The sequence below is a fragment of the Rhizobium sp. Pop5 genome (assembly GCF_024721175.1).
Lineage (GTDB): Bacteria > Pseudomonadota > Alphaproteobacteria > Rhizobiales > Rhizobiaceae > Rhizobium.
The window spans coordinates 154,246-171,517 of record NZ_CP099398.1 but is presented as its reverse complement, the minus strand read 5'-3'; the positions used below and the strand labels follow the sequence as shown (position 1 = coordinate 171,517).

The window sequence follows — 17,272 nt, the reverse complement described above, 5'->3', positions numbered from 1 at the left end:
TCGGGGCGCGCGCCTCGTAGAAATGGCCATTGCGCCCGATCAGTCGCTGATACGGGTATTTACATTAATCGACGGTGGACTCACCAACAGTGGAAGAAGAGGCTCCAGCACCCGCTTGACATTAGGATGTTCGCCATGGCCAACGACAGCCGCCTCATTCTGCCAGCCGTCTAAGATGATGAAAGTGTTCGGATCGTCCGACCGCTGGTAGAGGTCGTAGTAGAGACAACCAGACTCTTCGCGGGCGGGTCCAATGAATTCCTGAAGGAGTTCTTTTACGCGATTTCGATTTTGGGACGTGGTTTTGAATTCCACGACAAGGTGCTGTTCCTCTGACTTCTTCGATGTCATTTGCGCTGGCTCCTAATTGAAAACGACGACCGGCTTGATCACTCGCCCGGCTTCGGCGTCCGCGATCGCTTCGTTGATCTTCTCGAAGGGATACTTGGTGATCAATTTTTGGAAGGGGAAAAGCCCAGCCTGATTAAGATCCATCATCTGCGGAATGAACAGCTGTGGAATCTGATCACCAAGGATCGCACCCTGGATCTTGCGATTGAACACCATTAGATCGAGGGGGATGGGAATGTCGTTACCGAGCGCGTCGAGGCCGAGCAAGACAACGTGCCCGCCGGCACGGGTGCACTTGATCGAGTTCAGAATAACCGGAATGATGCCAACTGCGTCGATCGCGAAGTCGGCACCGCCGCCCGTCAGCGCATGGATCTGGTTGACTACGTCGGGATCTTTGCCGTTGATCGCATGTGTGGCACCAAGCCCCATGGCCATGTCTAGCCTCTGCTGATTCAGATCTATGATGATAATCTTGCTGCACCGACGAACTTTGGCGGCCATCACGGCGGCCATGCCGACAGCACCTGCGCCGAAAACGGCTATCGTCGACCCTATTTCCGGCTTCATCGCGTTTATCACTGTTCCTGCACCCGTTGCCATGCCGCACCCGAGTGGCGCAGCGTCGGTAAGGTCGAGGTCTGTTTTCGGCAAAAGCGCTGCATTGTTTTCAGTCGCAAGGATATGCGTCGCAAAGGACGACTGGCCCACGAAATTGCTGCCAATGCCAACTTCATCGCAGAGCAATGCCTTCTTACCATTCGGACGAAGCCCCGTAAGATTGTACTGGGTATAATTTTGGCAGTTCATTGGGTGAGAACGGCGGCAGTCGGCGCAGAATCCGCATGAGCTCTGGCTCAGTGCGACGTGATCACCCACTTTGAGGCTCTGAACTTCTGGTCCGACCGCCTCGACGACGCCGACGCCTTCGTGCCCCGGGATCACCGGTGCCGGCGGGCCAAAAATACCGTCGCGAAGCAGCAAGTCCGTGTGGCAGATCCCGCTCGCAACCGTGCGAACCAGGATCTCGTTGCCTTCGGGGTCAGCCAGTTCGAGTTCACGGAACTCCAGCGGGCTCTTTGGCTTCACGGCGACAGCCGCAGTGATTTTCACCATTATATTCTCCTGCGTTCTCCCGCAATTGCTACGGGAATGACTTGATCGGCCCGACGGACTAGACGCGACCCGCGCGCGCACCGTAGATGATTGCGGCAAATGCAATGATCACGCCCTGGACGATAAGCTTGCCCGGCTCCTGGATGCCGAAGACGGTCAGCATCGCGAACAGGAAGCTGAAGGCAACGACGGCAACGAACGGCCCGGCGACGCCGCCCCGGTCGACGCCGAACGTCACACCGCCGAGGATCGTGGCGGCGAGAGCATTCATGAAGGTGTCGAAGCCTGGCTTGATGGTGCCGACCGCCAACGCGGATACCTGGACCAGGGCCGCGATGCCTGTCAGGGCGCCCGCGAGCGTGTGCGAGACAAAAATCGTACGTGCCAACGGAATTCCTGTAGTTTCCGCCGCCCTCGGATTGTCGCCGACGGCCCTGAAGTAACGCCCGACGATGAGAAAGCGAAATGCGATAGAAATCAGGGCGGCGATGACGATCCACAGGACCACGGAATAGGAAAGGCCGTGGATATTGCCGCTCGTAAGTATTCGAAGCCAGCTTGGCGTTGAACCGGGCGCGCGGCCGGCGCTCATGTATTGGACGATCCCAATCAGAATGGCCGAAACACTTAGTGTGGAGATAACGGCAGAAGCGCGCACGTATGCTACGAGTATTCCGTTTACACCCCCCACAGCTAGCCCAATCACAACAGGCATGAGGACGGTCATTAGCGGTGGATAGTTGTTGAGCTGGCCCGAGCTGGCCAGATAAATCGCGAACGCGAAAATACCGCTGACAGAGAGATCGATGGATCGCACCCGCATGACAAGCGACTGGGCGAGCACCGCGATCCCGAGCGGCGCTGACTGCTTGAGGATTACAAACCAGTAGTTGGGATTTATGAGCGTGGCGCTCACTGCTGGAGCAACCGCAACCAGGATTGCGAGCACATAGTATGCGGGCGGTAGCCCGAGTATCCACGAAATGGCGCTCTTACCCCTCAATGAGCGAGATGGTGCTTCAGTTTTCGAGTCTGATGTGGTCATCGAGAAGTCCATTTCTTTCAAAGTCCGATTGTTTTGCGTCGCTGCGAAACGACGAGTACGAGAAGCAACACACCCTTGACGACCGACTGAAGAAATGCAGAGACGTTGGCCAGATTCATCACATTATTCACTGTCCCGAGGATCGCCGCGCCAACGACGGTTCCCACAATGCTTCCGATGCCCCCGGCGAGGTGGACCCCACCCAATGCTGCAGCCGTTACAGACTCAATCCCGAATGAAGCGCCGCCCTTAGGATCACCCGATGCAAGGCGACCTGCAAGAAACATCCCCGCAGCGCATGCGAATAGAGCGGAAAGAACATACGCTTTGATGATGGTGCGCTCGACGGGAACACCGTTCATCCGTGCGTTGAAGTCATTGCCGCCGGAAGCGAAGAGGTAGAGGCCGAAGGGACGACGATAGAGAATCCAGGATGCGAAGAGCGATGCCGTGATCAACCAAAACAATGAGTTAGGTACGGGGCCGATGGATCCGGCTACCGAGCCGGAAAGCCACTCCGGCACGCGCCCGCCTGGGATTGGCAAAATGATCAACGCGATACCTTGGCCGATGCCCATTGTTGTCAGCGTCATGATGATTGGATGTACATTGAGGCGCGCGACACCGTAACCGTTCGCTACTCCGAACCCCATCGCCACCGCGATGCAGATAAGCACGCGGGTTATCTCAGGAAGATCAAGCGTCATGATCGTCGTCGTTAGACTGATGACGGACCCAACCGACACGTCGAGGCCGCCAGTGAGAATGACGAACGTCTGACCGAGAGCCGAGATGACGAGCACCGTCGATTGCGCCAGGAGATTAGACAAATTCTCCGGATCCATGAAGTCCGGCAATAATATTACCGAGGCGACAACCATCACCAGGAGCGTTCCAATGGAAAGCCCGATCGCTCCCGCGCGATAAGGGAGCTTCAGGCGACTGGCAAATGAATTCATAAGTTATCCTCCTCAATGCACCGCAGCACGGGGATCCGGTGACGCACTCGCCCCCAGCGCAGTCTCGAGGATTCTTTCCTCGGTCGCCCCCTCTGCGGACATCTGCCCGACGATCTTCCTGTCATGAACGACCAAAATGCTGTCGCAGAGCCCTATAAGCTCAGCGTGCTCGCGCGACGAAACCACGACCGCACCGCCACGATCACTGAAGTCCCGCAGCAATCTGTAAATCTCTGCCTTTGCACCGACGTCGACGCCGCGCGTGGGCTCCTCAATAACGAGGATGTCCACTCCGGAGAGCAACCAGCGGCCCAGCAGCACCTTCTGCTGATTCCCGCCCGAGAGTTTACCTACGGGCGCATTGGGATCGGCGGCCGCAACTCGTAACGACTTGATCACCTCGCGGACCCTCGACACCGATCGCCACGCAACGCTTGCCATATTCCGATTGAGCTGTTTTCCCAGCGCGATGTTGTCGTAGATAGGCAGGCGCAGGAACAGCCCTTCCTGCTTCCTGTCCTCAGGGATAAAACCGATTCCTGATGCGACCGCGCGAGCGAACCCTGACCCTACATTCACCACGTGCATGCTGTTGTCGGGGCCGGCACGCCACACGGCGATGGCCTTTGGCGATTCAACGCCCACAATGGCACGCATTATCTCTCGCTGGCCCTGTCCTTCGAGCCCTGCCAGCCCGATGATTTCACCTTTTCTGACAACGAAAGTGACTGTCGAGCTGCTGTCGTCGAGGCGCAAGTCCGAAACCTCCAGCATTGCCGCTCCGGTGGCCTGCGAGCGCGGCGGAAAGAAGTTCTGAAGTTCGCGACCAACCATTGTCGCTACCAGCGTTTGCAAGTTGAAGTCCTGCGCTCTTGCAGTCCTTACCCAAGCGCCATCTTTCATGACGGTGATGGTGTCGCATAGTTCGAAGACTTCATTCATGCGATGAGAGATGTAGACGACAGCCTTATGTTGAGCCTTAAGGTCGCGGATAACCTTGAAAAGATGCGCGACATCGGTCGAGTTCAACGCCGCCGTTGGCTCGTCGAAGATGAATACGTCCGCGTTCGACGTAAGTCCCTTCGCGATCTCTACTGCCTGCTGCTGCGCGACAGTCAGTGTCTCGACGATCGCGGTTGCGTCGAGCTGTGGAAATACGTCAGCCAGCAAAGCGCGAGCGCGTTTCACTACCTCGACGCTATCGATCGAACCGTCAATGCGACGAGGTTCGTGGCCCAGGAACATGTTCTCAGCAACGGTGAGATTGGGGATCAGGGTAAACTCCTGAAACACCGTCGACACTCCCGCCAACCGTGCCTCCTTAGGGGAACGGAAATTGACTTCCTCCCCGCGGAGCCGAACACTTCCTGCGCCCGGCTGATATACCCCCGCCAGAATACGCATCAGGGTGGACTTCCCCGCGCCGTTTTCCCCCATCAGAGCGTGCACGGAGCCACGTTCCAGGGAAAAGCGAACGTCCGAAAGGACTTTCGTGAAACCAAACGATTTGTTGATGCCGACCATCTCGACAAGCGTGCTCATGGGAATTTCCATCTTCGACAGGGATACGGGCACGAGTGATCGTGCCCGTAGTTCATCAAGCCTTGAAATAATCAAGGAGCTTTTCGTTCGGCATTTCGGTCGGCGCCCAGTACGCATCAGTGAGATCTGCGCGATAGAACTGGGAGAGCGTCTCGTCGGTGATCGGCTTGGGGCGGTTCGTCCAGTTACGCTGAATCGGCTTCCCATCCAGCAAGGCGAAGGCGGCCCGTAGCGCGGCAGTAGACAGAGCGGGTGGGCAAATCGGACCGATCGAGGAAAGTTTTTCGTCATTCCAACGACGCATCCAGCCGTTAAGTGCTTCGCCCGTGATTGGCGGGATCGTTGAGGCGCCAGCCTCCTGCAAGGCATCCAAAACGCCAAGAGACATGTTGGCTCCATCGGTCCAGATGCCCGCGACATCTGGGTCGGAGAGATACAAGCTTTCGGCGATCTTCTTTGAGTCCTCATAAGACCAGCTTCCGTGCTGGGTCGACGTGATCTGAAGTCCAGACTTGCTGAAGACTTCCATGGCGCCTGCATAACGATCTGCATCGATGGGATGCCCGGCGACGCCACGCAGAACCCATACCTTGCCCTTGTTGCCAAGCTTGTCGACGAGGAACTGAGCCATCACGCGCCCGAAATAGAAGTCGTCGCCCTGGACCTGAACCGTAAACTCCTCGGTGTCGACGCGTCCGAGATAGACTACGGTTGGAATGCCAGCAGCCTTTGCCTTCTTGATGCCCTCGACGGCGGAACCGGTGGTTAGCGGTGCGATGATGATCGCATCGACCTTCTGGGCGATCAGATCCTCGATATCGGCAACTTGTTTGGAGGCATTGAGATCAGCGCTCCGGAACTGGTAATCAGCGATCCGATCCTTGTTCTTTTTTATTTCATATTCGGCTTCAAACGCCGTCTGGTAGGTATGCGTTGAACCAGCGAGGCCGTAGTGGCTGTGTCCGATCTTCCACGGGCCTGACTTCTTGAACTTACCCGCGTCGACAATTGGGTTGGCGCCTTCGGAGGGCCAAGTGTCAGGTAGGAGACTGATCGCGTCGTCGGCGCGAAGAATCCCCGCCATTCCGAACGTGCCGGCTACAGCAATTGCCCCGCTCGCTTGTAGAAATGTACGTCTCTTCATGAAAATTCCTCCTCCGGCCGCTCTGGGCGGCATTGTCTGTTAAGGCGAGAGCCTTGCCTTCCCAAGCCGTGCCGGACTCTCCTCAATACGGCGGAGTGCATTGGTATGAGCTATCAGACAATCTGTCAATAAATATAAACTTCGACGTTTGTTTTTTCGACATCGTTTTGTTTTCACTTGCACATAGTCGCACTTGACGGATTGTCCGATAGTGCGACAATATTCGTGTTCGCTAAATCGATGGGAGGGTTATGAATGTCCACTCTGGTGATTGTCCGGCATGGCCAAAGCGAAGGGAACGCGCGCGGGGAGTTCACGGGTACGAGCGACGTGCCGCTCACACAGGAGGGCTGGTCTGAGAGCAGGCGAGCCGGCTCACTGCTCGCGAACCTCGGCATCTCGTTCGATATTGCGTTTAGCTCTGCCCTCTTGCGCACAGTCGACACTTGCAGAGCGATTTTGAACGAAACCAACGGCGATCTGCTGGAGCCAATCAGGAGAACCGAGTTGAACGAACGCGACTACGGACAGCTCACCGGCATCAACAAGAACGTGGCACGTGAGCGGTGGGGCCAGGATGTTGTCCAGGTTTGGCGCCGCTCGTACAGCACTCCACCACCTGGGGGAGAAAGCATACGGGACATAAGCGCGAGGGTTCTGCCCTTTTTGATAAGCGAAGTGTTCCCCCCCTTGTTGAGAGGGAAATCGGTTCTTGTGGTGGCCCACGGGAATACGATCAGGTCACTAAAGCAGGGCATCGAACGCCTCACGATCCAGGATACGCTCGCTATTGAGTCACCGACCGCCGCGCCAACTGTATACCGGATTGCGTCGGACCTCTCGATCATCGAGAAGACTAACGTCCTGGTTGGTACTGTCTGTTAAGCCTGGCTGGCAGTAGCATCGTTTGTAGTCGGTTGAACTTGGCAATACCGGTGTCTCGAAGCTGTCGATAGCCTTCAGAACCGGCTCGACGTCGGCAAGCGACGCCATCCGGCTCGCCTCACACGTTGCTACTAAATTTTCGTCTGCCGATCTTTCAGCCCAAAGCGGGACAAGACGCATGCTCCCTTTCGAACATGCATCGGAACCCTTTGATCACTTCAAATCAGCGTTCACTCGTGACTTTGCAAAAATGCAGCCCTGCTCCGGTTGAACTGATCTAATTTAATAGAGTAATTATTGACTGATTGTCTGACGATGAGTACGTTCGCGCGAATTGCGTTGTGAGCCTTGGAGGAACAGTTACATGAAGCAGGCATATGCGGCGGTCTCGCGCGAAAAGGCGAAGCCCTTGATCTTGGAGTGCATAGGGATTGAGGAACCTCGTGCAGACGAGATTTTGGTCCGCATCGTCGCATCGGGGGTATGTCATACCGACCTGGTGGTCAGGGACCAGGGATATGACGTACCTCAACCTGTTGTGTTGGGACACGAAGGCTCTGGCGTCGTCGAGGCCGTCGGGAGCGCAGTTAAAGATCTTGTGCCCGGTGATCACGTTGCTTTGAGCTACGCCTATTGCGGCAAGTGCGAAAAGTGCCTTTCCGGTACACCTTTCTACTGCGAGGACTTCTTCGGTCGCAATTTCCGCGGCACTCGTCCGGATGGCACCTGCCCGATCCATGATTCTCACGGGAAACAGATTAGTGGCTGCTTCTTCGAGCAGTCGTCATTTGCAACCTACGCCATCGCCAGCGAACGAAACGCCGTGAAGGTTGCAAAGGATGTTCCACTCGAGTTGATCGGACCGCTCGGGTGCGGGCTTCAGACCGGTGCTGGCGCGGTACTGAATTGCCTCAAGCCGAAGCCCGGCTCGTCAATAGCAGTGTTCGGTGCTGGTGCGGTTGGCATGGCGGCTACGATGGCCGCGAAAATCGCCGGATGCGCGACCATCATCGTGATCGACTTGAACGATGAACGGCTGGAACTTTCGCGCGAACTCGGGGCGACGCACACGATAAATGCCCGCAAATTGGACAGCGTTGCCGCGATCAGGAAGATCGTCCCCGCAGGCGTTGATTTCAGCTTGGAATGCACGAGTTCGCCGCGAGTTTTCCGTCAGGCAGTCGACTGCCTTGGTACGCCGGGAACATGCGGTCTCGTTGGCTCGTCCGCTCTCGGCACTGAAGGCACGATCGATATCGGGAACTTCCTTTTCGGCCGCACATTGATCGGCGTTGTCGAAGGACAAAGCGTTCCGTCCGAGTTCGTCCCGCAGTTGATCGAGTATTGGCAGCAGGGACTTTTCCCGTTCGACAAACTGGTTCAGTTCTATGACCTCGACCAGATCAACGAGGCGATGGCTGATTCCGAGAGCGGCAAAGTCATTAAGCCGATCCTTCGCATGAAGCATTAGTTTTGCGAGACTTTTCGAAAGACAAGACGGACCGCGATTAAATGCGATCCGTCGGAACAGCCGTGCTCAAGACGAGATATGGTCGAACGCTGCTTTCGATGCAATCGCGGGCCACATCACTCCGATAGGCCTGCACGAATGATGTGCTGGCAGGGCCCACGCAAAAGCTCTAGGACTCTGCCGGTCAAAGGCGGCCCCCTACAATCACCGGCAGGTAAGTGGCGAGGGCGGCTCCGTTATCCAAGGGGTCCAGAGAACACCTGCGCGCCAAACACTGAAAAGACGTTGCTCCGGCCGACGTGTTCAGCTGACGTGTCCTGGTCCAACAGGTGGCCAAACCGATCGCGCTTTGTCTTAAAATAAGTGATGTTGGACGCGCTAGATGCGGCGATCAGACTCTGGCGAGACGACACGATGACGCCTGACGTTCGCAGCGCCTCTATTTTTGTAGGATTGTTGGTCAGAAGCCGAACGCTGCCGATACCGAGGTCGCGGATGATATCCGCCGCTGCGTTATATTCGCGGGAATCAGATGCGAAGCCGAGTTCCCGATTTGCCTCAAGAGTATCACGACCATGATCCTGCAGGCTGTAAGCCGCAATTTTGTTTCCTAAGCCAATGCCACGCCCCTCTTGCCCACGCATGTAGATCACGCAACCAGCGCCCGCTAACTGGACCGCCCGAAGAGCCATTTCGAGCTGTTGACCGCAGTCGCATCGCATGGACCGGAACGCCTCACCTGTCAGACATTCAGAATGCACCCGTACCAGAACGTCTTCCTTCTCGCACAACTCGCCAAGTGTCAAAGCTAAGTGTTCAGTTCCCGTCAAACTATCGCGATAAGCAATTGCCTTGAAATCCCCAAACCGCGTTGGCATAAAGGACTGCGCGTAACGCTTTACCCTCGTATCACGACTCCTGCAGTACTCAATCAAAGCGTCGATCGTTACTATGTGCAGGCCATGTTCGATTGCGAACTTCTCGAGATCTGGCAGTCGAGACATGGTTCCGTCGTCATTGGCGATCTCGCAGATTACGCCAGCCGGCGCCAGGCCGGCAAGTCGTGCAAGATCCACGGCAGCTTCGGTGTGGCCAGGACGGCCCAGGACACCGAGACGATTTGCACGCAAAGGAAAAATGTGACCCGGTCGCGATAGGTCTTCCGGCCGCGTCTGCGGATCGATGAGCGACTTGACGGTTGCTGCTCGATCTTCGGCTGAAATCCCTGTCGTTGTGCCGTGTTTGCAATCGACGGAAACGGTAAATGCCGTCTGCAGTGAGTCCGAATTACGTGTGACCATCAGGGGGATCTCGAGTTTGTCGAGACGTTCGGCTGGAAGTGGCACGCAGATAAGGCCTCTCGCATATTTCATCATGAAAGCGATGTGCTCAGCTGTTATTTTTTCGGCAGCAACGACTAGGTCGCCTTCATTCTCCCGGTTTTCGTCGTCGACCACGATAACCATCTCGCCCGCTTCGATCGCCTCGATCGCCTCATCTATGCTCGAAAAAGACATGGAATCCTCCTCCTTATTATGGGCTGACGGCGCGACGCGCGGCATCGAGCTCTCTGTCGACAAGCGCGCGCAGGTTCTCAGAAAGAGCATCGTTCTGAAAATCTTCATCGAGAGCGAAAATGAAACGGCTATGTATTTGCGCTTCGAAAAAGTCGAATAAGGCTTCCATCGAGGCTTCGACGAGCGGCTTGTGACTCGATGCTTTACCGGTTGCAAAAGGGATCACATAGCGGCCCTTAAGCGCTTTCATGTCGACAAGGTCGAATAAATGCTTCAGCAACCCAGTGTAAGATGCTTTGTAGACCGGACTACCAACAACTAGCACGTCACTAGCCAAAATATCGTTGAGTGCCGCTTTAACAATCTCAGCGGCGCTGGAGGGCAACACTGTTGCCCCAAGGTGCGGATGAAGGTCGACAAGGTCCCAGCAGCTTGCTTCGTTGCCGGACGCGCGCACCCGATCCACCATGAAGTCTGCTACGGCCCGGGTTTTCGAGGGGCGCGATAAATTCCCCGTTATTACAACAACTTTCATGTCACAGGACTCCCAACATTCTCGCATAAGACAATCTTACAATTTTCACTCACCGCAATGGAGGTCGTTGAGGACCCGTGGGGGCAAAAATAGTCCTGCGGTGTCCTGAGCCCTCACAACCCGTAATTTCCCAACCTCGAAGGCTGGATTGCTTCGCAGAAGTCTTCTGTCTCGTACGACTTTATTCTCTCAATGGGTGGGCTCGCCGTGCAAGCGCACCTACTGTCTGCAATCCCTGCCGCTTTTACCGACCCAGCACGTTTGCGTTAGAACCTCCTGGACACGGAATGAGGCGTTGCCGCTTGATATACGGTCGCCGTGGCTCCACCTCAGTTACGACAGGTAGTATCCCGGTCACTTACGGGAACTCTGGTGAGCTTGCCTTCGATGGATCATGGGCGAGCCAAGGTTTCGCATGCGATACCCATACGTTTGACATCGGCACACTTCCAGGATCGGTATCGAACGTGCCGGCTCTAACGACTTTGAGCTCCGGGCTGGCCGGCCGCTCCGCATAAACGTGCGAGCCACATACCGAACAAAACCACCGCAGCTTTCCAGGCGTCGATTCGAAGCTATGAAGCGTATCTTGGCCTGTAAGGATCTTGAAGTGCTCGCTTTTCACCTTCGCAGCGGTATTGTGATCAGCGGCGTGTGACTTCCGGCATGTTTGACAGAAGCAATTCCACATGGGTCCATCAATTTCCTGAACCTGGTACGTAACCGCTTTGCATTGGCATGATCCGAAGATTGGCATCGGGTATCCTTTCACTGATTCATTACGTTGATTTCAAATTTCTCGTCGCCGCTAAGCCAGCGTTTGATGTTGCGCGCAGCCTGGCGGATGCGGTGTTCGTTCTCGACGAGCGCCAGACGGACGTAGTCGTCGCCCATTTCGCCGAAGCCGATACCCGGTGCAACGGCGACGTCGGCCTTCTCGACCAGCAGCTTGGAAAATTCAAGCGAACCGAGATGACGGAACTTTTCCGGGATCTTCGCCCAGGCGAACATGGTGGCAGCCGGCGGCGGCACGTCGAAGCCGGCCTTGCCGAAGCTTTCGACCATGACGTCGCGGCGACGCTTGTAGACGTTGCGAACCTCCGCAATGTCGGAACCGTCGCCGTTCAGCGCATGGGTCGCGGCCACCTGGATCGGCGTGAAGGCGCCGTAGTCGAGATAGGACTTGACGCGGGTGAGCGCCGCGATCAGCCGCTCGTTGCCGACGGCAAAGCCCATGCGCCAGCCGGGCATGGAAAAGGTCTTCGACATCGAGGTGAATTCGACGGTCACATCCATTGCACCAGGCACTTCGAGAACCGATGGCGGCGGAGCGCCGTCGAAGTAGATCTCGGAATAGGCAAGGTCGGAAAGCACGATGATGTCATGCTTCTTGGCGAAGGCGACGACGTCCTTATAGAAATCGAGCGTCGCGACGAGGGCCGTCGGGTTCGACGGATAGTTGAGGATCAGCGCCAACGGCTTCGGGATCGAATGTCGGACCGCCCGCTCCAGCGGCGGGAAAAAGCTCTCATCCGGCTCAACCGACATCGAGCGGATCACGCCGCCCGCCATCAGGAAACCGAAGGCGTGGATCGGATAGGTCGGGTTCGGGCAGAGGATCACGTCGCCGGGCGCGGTGATCGCCTGCGCCATGTTGGCGAAGCCTTCCTTGGAGCCCAAGGTGGCGACCACCTGGGTATCCGGGTTGAGCTTGACGCCGAATCGGCGGGCATAATAGGCGGCCTGGGCACGGCGCAGCCCCGGAATGCCCTTGGAGGAGGAATAGCGGTGGGTGCGCGGATCCTGCACGACCTCGCACAGCTTGTCGACGATCGACTGAGGAGTGGGAAGGTCAGGGTTTCCCATGCCGAGATCAATGATATCGGCGCCGCCCGCTCGCGCGCTTGCTTTCAAACGGTTGACCTGTTCGAAAACATAAGGCGGCAAACGTTGAATTCTGTGAAAGTCCAGCACACTATTTCCAATCAAATCGCAGATACCTCCCGCGCCGATTATAGAAACCGACGCGGGAGGCTGGGAGGTCTCCTTCCGGAGAACATTCATTACTTCTTCGGCCGCCAAGCTAACGGATCTTCAGGACGTTCGAAGTAGTTTGCAGCGACGTCTGCAGGCCACCAGCCGTTGTTCTTCGGCTCGATCCAATCCGTGGAATTGGGATCGCAATCTTCCTTCAGCACTTCCTTCACGTCATCAATGGTGTAAGGAAGCGCAGGACGAAGAATCGACTGGATCTTTGGTCCCTGGCCTTCGAGCGTTCGCATCATGACGTCCCACACAAGGCGGGCATCAGACCGCGGCGGCCAGAAATGGAAGCTCTTGCTTATGAAATCAGGGTTCTTACGCCAGTAGCAGGCTGCCGAAGCCTCACCCCCGAGCACGATAGGCATCATGTCGCGGCCGGATTGCTGTACTGCGTTCACGACACCGTTTTCTGAAGCGGACTGAACGAGAATGCCATTAACCTCAGCAAGATTGGTGGCAAGAAACTTCTGAACCTCAACCTGGGCGACCTGGTCGGTCCATTTGCCAGCTATCGTGCCTACAATTTTGATACCGGGGAATTTATCGAACGCGTTCTTCGCGCCGATGTCGAAGCTGTCCGATGATGCGAAACCGGGGATGCCCGATACCATCAGGACGTTGCCTTTTTCACCGATTTCCTTGGCAAGCCATTCAGCAGCCTTGTAGCCACCGTCGGTGTTATTCTCTGTGGCATTGATTGCGTAGGGTGATGTGACATAGCCCGAGACTGAGAAGACTGGCACGCCTTTCGAATGAGCATACTCTATGGTCTTGTTAAGTGCGGTAATGTTCGAGCAGCAAATGACGATCGCATCAACACCGTCGTCAACCATCTGCCGCATCTGCTGGATTTGGACAGCGTCTTTGAGGTCAGACTGCGTGACGATTAGATCGGAGACTAGGCCTGCTTCCTTATATTTCGGAAGCAATACGTTGGTGAATTCGTCCAGGATGTTCGCGCGCCAGGTATTACCGGCATATGTGGATGCATAACCAATTTTCCACGGCGGTGGACGTTTTGGAACAAAATCCTTGTACACCGTCCCCCCGAGCGGAATGGCGGGATCGATATTCTCGTAAAGCGCCTTTTGGTCCGGCGGCAACGAATCGAGGCCGTCAGCCTTCGCCACGCCGTTCATGTGATAAAGGCTCGACAGCGTAAAAAGCGCTGCAACGATTTTCTTCAGCATTCAGGGCCTCCTCCCCTTGTGGTTCCGCTCAACCGCCGGCCCCTTTGGCCGCCAGCCGCGAAAATCCTGCCAGAATCTGGCAGAGTTCGTGTCGGGACGGCAATCGCCGTCCCGAGGACTGGTTCAGTTGCGCAGACCGGCTTGCTTGAGCAGCGGCATGACACGGTCGTTAAAGAAGGGAAGTTCCTCGTTGTAATCGACCATTGTCAGCAAGGCGCCGTTGACGCCTGTATTGCTGAGATCCACGAGCTTGTCGGCGACTTGTTCTGGATTGCCGACGATCGGGTATCCACCCCAGCCAGCGACGAAGCGTTCCTTGAATTTTTGATACATTTCGGCAGAATGGTTTTGAGATTGCACCTGCAGAACTTCACAGATGTTCTCGCATGCCTCCCAGTCACCCTTCTGGTTGACGTAGTAGTCGTAGTATTCCTTTGCTTCCTTCTCCGTTTCGCGAACGATAACGGGGCAAGCTGTGAATGTGCCAAGATCACGGTTATATTCAGTACGCGCCAGGTCCTTCACCTTTTTGACCCAGGCAGCGCCGGATTCCATGTCTTGCATGAAGCCGAAGTTGAAGTCGCAGAACTTGGCGGTGAAATGCAGTCCCTTGCCCGAGGCGCCGGCGCAGATCAGGAGCGGGCGACCCGCCTTGTTGTAGGGTTTGGGTTCACTGAAGGCGTCTTTGACTTTGAGGAACTCGCCTTCGAAGGTAACGCCATTGCGTTTCCAGAGCGTCTCGACGATATCCATCCATTCAGTGGCGTATTCATAGCGGGTGTCGTGCTCCATCATAGGAACTCCGAACATTTCCATTTCGGGAGTGAACCAGCCGGTCACGAGATTGAGGCCGTATCGACCCTTCGAGATGTGATCGATTGTTGTCGCCATCTTGGTTGCAACAATCGGGTTTAGCGTCGGAATGTGAGTCGTTGAGAAGAACTGGAGCTTCGTGGTGACCGCCGCGAGAGCGGCCGCCCAGGTGAACGTATCCATGTTCACGCCATTGAAGTTTGAAGGACCGCCAAAACCACGCCAGCGTGCAATCGGCACCATGCATTCCCAACCGGCTGCCTCAAGCTTCTTTGCAATCTCGACGTTGTGGTCGAAGGTAGGTTCGAACGTTGTCTCAGCGAGCGTAATCGCGCATGCATTCGAGCAATTCGTGCCAAATACGCCGAGCTTGAGCTTGTTATCATTGAACATTGGGTTTCCGGCAGCGCGGAAATCGTCTTGTGCGGTCACTGTAGTCCCTCCTCGGGCTGGCAACGGATGATGCTCAGCCCACTCAAATGCGTTGAATAACTAGATGCCCATCTCGTCGAAAACTTCCGCTGCCACGCGGAAGCTGTCGATGGCCGCAGGAACACCGCAGTAAATCGAAACCTGGAGGAAAACCTCCCGAATTTCCTCTTTGGTAAGACCGTTGTTGATTGCTCCGCGAACATGCAGTTTCAGCTCATGCGGACGATTGAGGGCCGAAATCATCCCGAGATTGAGGATGCTGCGCTGCTTGCGCTCCAGGCCCGGCCGATTCCAAATCGCGTCCCAGCAGTATTCCGTGACGAGGGTTTGCATCGGCCAATTGAAGTCGGTGGCTTTGCTGACCGACGCATCAACATAGGCCCCCCCCAAGACTTCGCGCCGGGTCTTTAGTCCGCGCTCAAAGCGCTCTGTGACTTCACGTCCATGAATTTCTCTTGCGGGTGCCATATTGCTCACGCTTTTCTCCTTGCCGCCCTTGGGCTTTCGATGAGTGATGTGATTGGTGGTTAAAGCCACCTACTATGCGGCCGATCCACTGATGGACGACGACCTGACGAGTTGACCGTTTTCGTAGAGAAGCGGCGCGATTGACTCGATGAACCGTGCTTCGAGCACTTCTCCGAGCACAACATCATGCGTTCCAACGTGAACGACATCTTTTAGCTTGCAGACAAACGCCGCCTGCGCATCGGACAGGACCGGCATGCCGTCGAGAGACAGCCACTCGCCGTAATGAAAGCGCTCTTCACCCTTCAATTGCCCACTGAACAGCGGCACAAGATCGGCATGTGAAAGATGCAGCATGTTCACGGCGAACTTCCCGGAGATCTTCAAAGGCTGATTCACCGAAGCCGATTGGTTGATGCAGACAAGAACAGTTGGTGGGTCCGCGGTAACCGACTGGACCGCGGTGGCGGCCATGCCATGACGGACCCCGTTGAGTTCGGTCGTGATCAAGCAGATGGTTGATGTGAACCGACGCATAGCTGCCTTAAAAGCCAACTGCGCCTCAGTGCTGGTATCGGCCATATTGTCCTCCCACGGCCAAATTCGATCGAGCCTAGATAAACAGATCAGCAGACAATCTGTCAACTGGATTTTCACAATTGACAGATTGTCTGCTAAAATGTCTTCTAAGGCACCCAAAAATGAGGAGATGGTCGATGGATTTGAATCAAAGGGTTTGTATCGTCACAGGGGGCGGCAGCGGCATTGGTCGTGCGACCGCCGAGCTTTTCGCAAAGAACGGCGCCTATGTGGTTGTTGCTGATGTCAATGAAGACGCCGCGGTTCGTGTGGCGAACGAGATCGGCTCGAAGGCTTTCGGTGTTCGCGTCGACGTCTCGTCCGCCAAGGACGCGGAAAGCATGGTTGAGAAGACGACCGCAAAGTGGGGCCGGGTCGACGTGCTCGTCAATAATGCCGGGTTCGGAACGACGGGGAATGTGGTGACCATTCCTGAAGAAACTTGGGACCGGATTATGTCCGTAAACGTCAAAGGGATCTTCCTTTGCTCAAAGTACGTCATTCCTGTTATGCGACGGAACGGCGGAGGTTCGATCATCAATACGACTTCCTACACCGCAACCTCAGCAATCGCGGACAGGACTGCCTACGTAGCATCGAAAGGAGCAATATCTTCGCTGACGCGCGCGATGGCCATGGATCATGCGAAAGAGGGAATTCGTGTCAACGCGGTCGCTCCAGGGACAATCGACTCTCCTTACTTCACGAAAATCTTCGCCGAAGCGAAGGACCCCGCGAAGCTTCGCAGCGATTTCAACGCCCGTGCCGTCATGGATCGGATGGGGACAGCTGAAGAGATTGCTGAAGCAATGCTTTTTCTTGCGTCCGATCGTTCGAGGTTCGCGACCGGTAGCATTCTGACGGTCGATGGCGGCTCCTCGATCGGAAACCACCTGGTCAAGTGAAGGAAAGGGCGGCACTCGTCATGCCCTTACATTTGAGGCAGGAACACCGGGTATAAGGCTCCAGCCTCGTTGATCATTGACGTGTTCCTAACCCGTCAATGACAGCACAGAGCTGTTGGCCTAGGCGCAGCTCTTGTCGGACTTGCGGCACGCTCCAGCAAATATGATAGAGAAGGAGAAGGACTGCCGGCGACAACGAGATCTAACAGCGGAAACTGGATCAAGGACATTTCGCAATTTTTGTCGAATAACCCCACGATGTCGGTCAGATGACGTC

The 17,272-nt window shown here is 55.9% G+C and carries 17 protein-coding genes; 3 read left to right on the top strand and 14 right to left on the bottom strand.

Annotated features, from left to right (window positions below; translation table 11 throughout):
• Positions 1-39: 39 nt before the first annotated feature.
• The 6 genes from NE852_RS00835 to NE852_RS00810 are packed head-to-tail and all read right to left on the bottom strand — an operon-like array spanning position 40 to position 6,157.
• Positions 40-351, bottom strand: coding sequence for a putative quinol monooxygenase (locus tag NE852_RS00835; RefSeq protein WP_004671505.1), 312 nt, complete (start codon positions 349-351; stop codon positions 40-42).
• Positions 352-363: 12 nt separating this feature from the next.
• Positions 364-1,467, bottom strand: coding sequence for an NAD(P)-dependent alcohol dehydrogenase (locus tag NE852_RS00830; RefSeq protein WP_004671507.1), 1,104 nt, complete (start codon positions 1,465-1,467; stop codon positions 364-366).
• 58 nt (positions 1,468-1,525) lie between these two features.
• A complete protein-coding gene (locus NE852_RS00825) occupies positions 1,526-2,524 on the bottom strand; it encodes an ABC transporter permease (RefSeq protein WP_026188838.1) in 999 nt (332 codons plus the stop codon).
• A gap of 5 nt (positions 2,525-2,529) precedes the next feature.
• Entirely contained in the window at positions 2,530-3,471 is a 942-nt protein-coding gene (locus NE852_RS00820; RefSeq protein WP_004671512.1) for an ABC transporter permease, read from the bottom strand.
• A gap of 12 nt (positions 3,472-3,483) precedes the next feature.
• A complete protein-coding gene (locus tag NE852_RS00815) occupies positions 3,484-5,013 on the bottom strand; it encodes a sugar ABC transporter ATP-binding protein (protein WP_004671513.1) in 1,530 nt (509 codons plus the stop codon).
• A 55-nt stretch (positions 5,014-5,068) separates the two neighbouring features.
• Complete coding sequence (locus tag NE852_RS00810) at positions 5,069-6,157, bottom strand: substrate-binding domain-containing protein (protein ID WP_037174931.1); 1,089 nt, start codon at positions 6,155-6,157, stop codon at positions 5,069-5,071.
• A gap of 255 nt (positions 6,158-6,412) precedes the next feature.
• Here NE852_RS00810 and NE852_RS00805 point away from each other — a divergent pair, with 255 nt between their 5' ends.
• The gene (locus NE852_RS00805) at positions 6,413-7,042 is read left to right on the top strand and encodes a 2,3-bisphosphoglycerate-dependent phosphoglycerate mutase (RefSeq protein ID WP_008534389.1); all 630 of its coding nucleotides are present in this window, start codon (positions 6,413-6,415) and stop codon (positions 7,040-7,042) included.
• A gap of 364 nt (positions 7,043-7,406) precedes the next feature.
• Positions 7,407-8,513, top strand: a complete 1,107-nt coding sequence (locus NE852_RS00800; protein WP_004671520.1) for an NAD(P)-dependent alcohol dehydrogenase — start codon at positions 7,407-7,409, stop codon at positions 8,511-8,513.
• Between the two features lie 236 nt (positions 8,514-8,749).
• On the opposite strand, the gene NE852_RS00795 is transcribed toward NE852_RS00800, so the two are convergent.
• The 8 genes from NE852_RS00795 to NE852_RS00760 all read right to left on the bottom strand — a co-directional run bounded on the left by NE852_RS00795 (position 8,750) and on the right by NE852_RS00760 (position 16,093).
• The gene (locus tag NE852_RS00795; protein WP_004671523.1) at positions 8,750-10,030 is read right to left on the bottom strand and encodes a bifunctional 3,4-dihydroxy-2-butanone-4-phosphate synthase/GTP cyclohydrolase II; all 1,281 of its coding nucleotides are present in this window, start codon (positions 10,028-10,030) and stop codon (positions 8,750-8,752) included.
• A 16-nt stretch (positions 10,031-10,046) separates the two neighbouring features.
• Positions 10,047-10,565: an NAD(P)H-dependent oxidoreductase gene (locus tag NE852_RS00790; RefSeq protein ID WP_004671524.1), complete on the bottom strand. Its 519-nt coding sequence runs from the start codon at positions 10,563-10,565 to the stop codon at positions 10,047-10,049.
• Positions 10,566-10,923: 358 nt separating this feature from the next.
• A complete protein-coding gene (locus NE852_RS00785; protein WP_008534386.1) occupies positions 10,924-11,322 on the bottom strand; it encodes a GFA family protein in 399 nt (132 codons plus the stop codon).
• An 11-nt stretch (positions 11,323-11,333) separates the two neighbouring features.
• Positions 11,334-12,629: an LL-diaminopimelate aminotransferase gene (locus NE852_RS00780; RefSeq protein WP_011053357.1), complete on the bottom strand. Its 1,296-nt coding sequence runs from the start codon at positions 12,627-12,629 to the stop codon at positions 11,334-11,336.
• Positions 12,629-13,798 carry an ABC transporter substrate-binding protein gene (locus NE852_RS00775; RefSeq protein WP_008534383.1) on the bottom strand — a complete coding sequence of 390 codons (1,170 nt, stop codon included), beginning with the start codon at positions 13,796-13,798 and terminating at the stop codon, positions 12,629-12,631. Before NE852_RS00775 ends, NE852_RS00780 begins: the two co-directional genes overlap by 1 nt.
• A 123-nt stretch (positions 13,799-13,921) precedes the next feature.
• Entirely contained in the window at positions 13,922-15,043 is a 1,122-nt protein-coding gene (locus NE852_RS00770; RefSeq protein WP_011053356.1) for an LLM class flavin-dependent oxidoreductase, read from the bottom strand.
• 60 nt (positions 15,044-15,103) lie between these two features.
• A complete protein-coding gene (locus NE852_RS00765; protein ID WP_008534380.1) occupies positions 15,104-15,511 on the bottom strand; it encodes a carboxymuconolactone decarboxylase family protein in 408 nt (135 codons plus the stop codon).
• A 72-nt stretch (positions 15,512-15,583) separates the two neighbouring features.
• Positions 15,584-16,093 (bottom strand): flavin reductase family protein, encoded by a 510-nt coding sequence (locus NE852_RS00760; RefSeq protein WP_008534378.1) that lies wholly within the window; start codon positions 16,091-16,093, stop codon positions 15,584-15,586.
• A 134-nt stretch (positions 16,094-16,227) separates the two neighbouring features.
• On the opposite strand from NE852_RS00760, the gene NE852_RS00755 reads away from it, so the two are divergent.
• Positions 16,228-16,995 carry an SDR family oxidoreductase gene (locus tag NE852_RS00755; RefSeq protein ID WP_004671535.1) on the top strand — a complete coding sequence of 256 codons (768 nt, stop codon included), beginning with the start codon at positions 16,228-16,230 and terminating at the stop codon, positions 16,993-16,995.
• Positions 16,996-17,272: the final 277 nt, after the last annotated feature.

Bases quoted from the DNA above. Each gene is read 5' to 3' on its own strand.
- NE852_RS00835 (WP_004671505.1), bottom strand. From the start codon at position 351: ATGACATCGAAGAAGTCAGAGGAACAGCACCTTGTCGTGGAATTCAAA.
- NE852_RS00795 (WP_004671523.1), bottom strand. From the start codon at position 10,030: ATGTCTTTTTCGAGCATAGATGAGGCGATCGAGGCGATCGAAGCGGGC.
- NE852_RS00775 (WP_008534383.1), bottom strand. From the start codon at position 13,798: ATGCTGAAGAAAATCGTTGCAGCGCTTTTTACGCTGTCGAGCCTTTAT.
- NE852_RS00765 (WP_008534380.1), bottom strand. From the start codon at position 15,511: ATGGCACCCGCAAGAGAAATTCATGGACGTGAAGTCACAGAGCGCTTT.
- NE852_RS00815 (WP_004671513.1), bottom strand. From the start codon at position 5,013: ATGAGCACGCTTGTCGAGATGGTCGGCATCAACAAATCGTTTGGTTTC.
- NE852_RS00810 (WP_037174931.1), bottom strand. From the start codon at position 6,157: ATGAAGAGACGTACATTTCTACAAGCGAGCGGGGCAATTGCTGTAGCC.
- NE852_RS00805 (WP_008534389.1), top strand. From the start codon at position 6,413: ATGTCCACTCTGGTGATTGTCCGGCATGGCCAAAGCGAAGGGAACGCG.
- NE852_RS00800 (WP_004671520.1), top strand. From the start codon at position 7,407: ATGAAGCAGGCATATGCGGCGGTCTCGCGCGAAAAGGCGAAGCCCTTG.
- NE852_RS00825 (WP_026188838.1), bottom strand. From the start codon at position 2,524: ATGGACTTCTCGATGACCACATCAGACTCGAAAACTGAAGCACCATCT.
- NE852_RS00760 (WP_008534378.1), bottom strand. From the start codon at position 16,093: ATGGCCGATACCAGCACTGAGGCGCAGTTGGCTTTTAAGGCAGCTATG.
- NE852_RS00830 (WP_004671507.1), bottom strand. From the start codon at position 1,467: ATGGTGAAAATCACTGCGGCTGTCGCCGTGAAGCCAAAGAGCCCGCTG.
- NE852_RS00820 (WP_004671512.1), bottom strand. From the start codon at position 3,471: ATGAATTCATTTGCCAGTCGCCTGAAGCTCCCTTATCGCGCGGGAGCG.
- NE852_RS00785 (WP_008534386.1), bottom strand. From the start codon at position 11,322: ATGCCAATCTTCGGATCATGCCAATGCAAAGCGGTTACGTACCAGGTT.
- NE852_RS00790 (WP_004671524.1), bottom strand. From the start codon at position 10,565: ATGAAAGTTGTTGTAATAACGGGGAATTTATCGCGCCCCTCGAAAACC.
- NE852_RS00755 (WP_004671535.1), top strand. From the start codon at position 16,228: ATGGATTTGAATCAAAGGGTTTGTATCGTCACAGGGGGCGGCAGCGGC.
- NE852_RS00780 (WP_011053357.1), bottom strand. From the start codon at position 12,629: ATGAATGTTCTCCGGAAGGAGACCTCCCAGCCTCCCGCGTCGGTTTCT.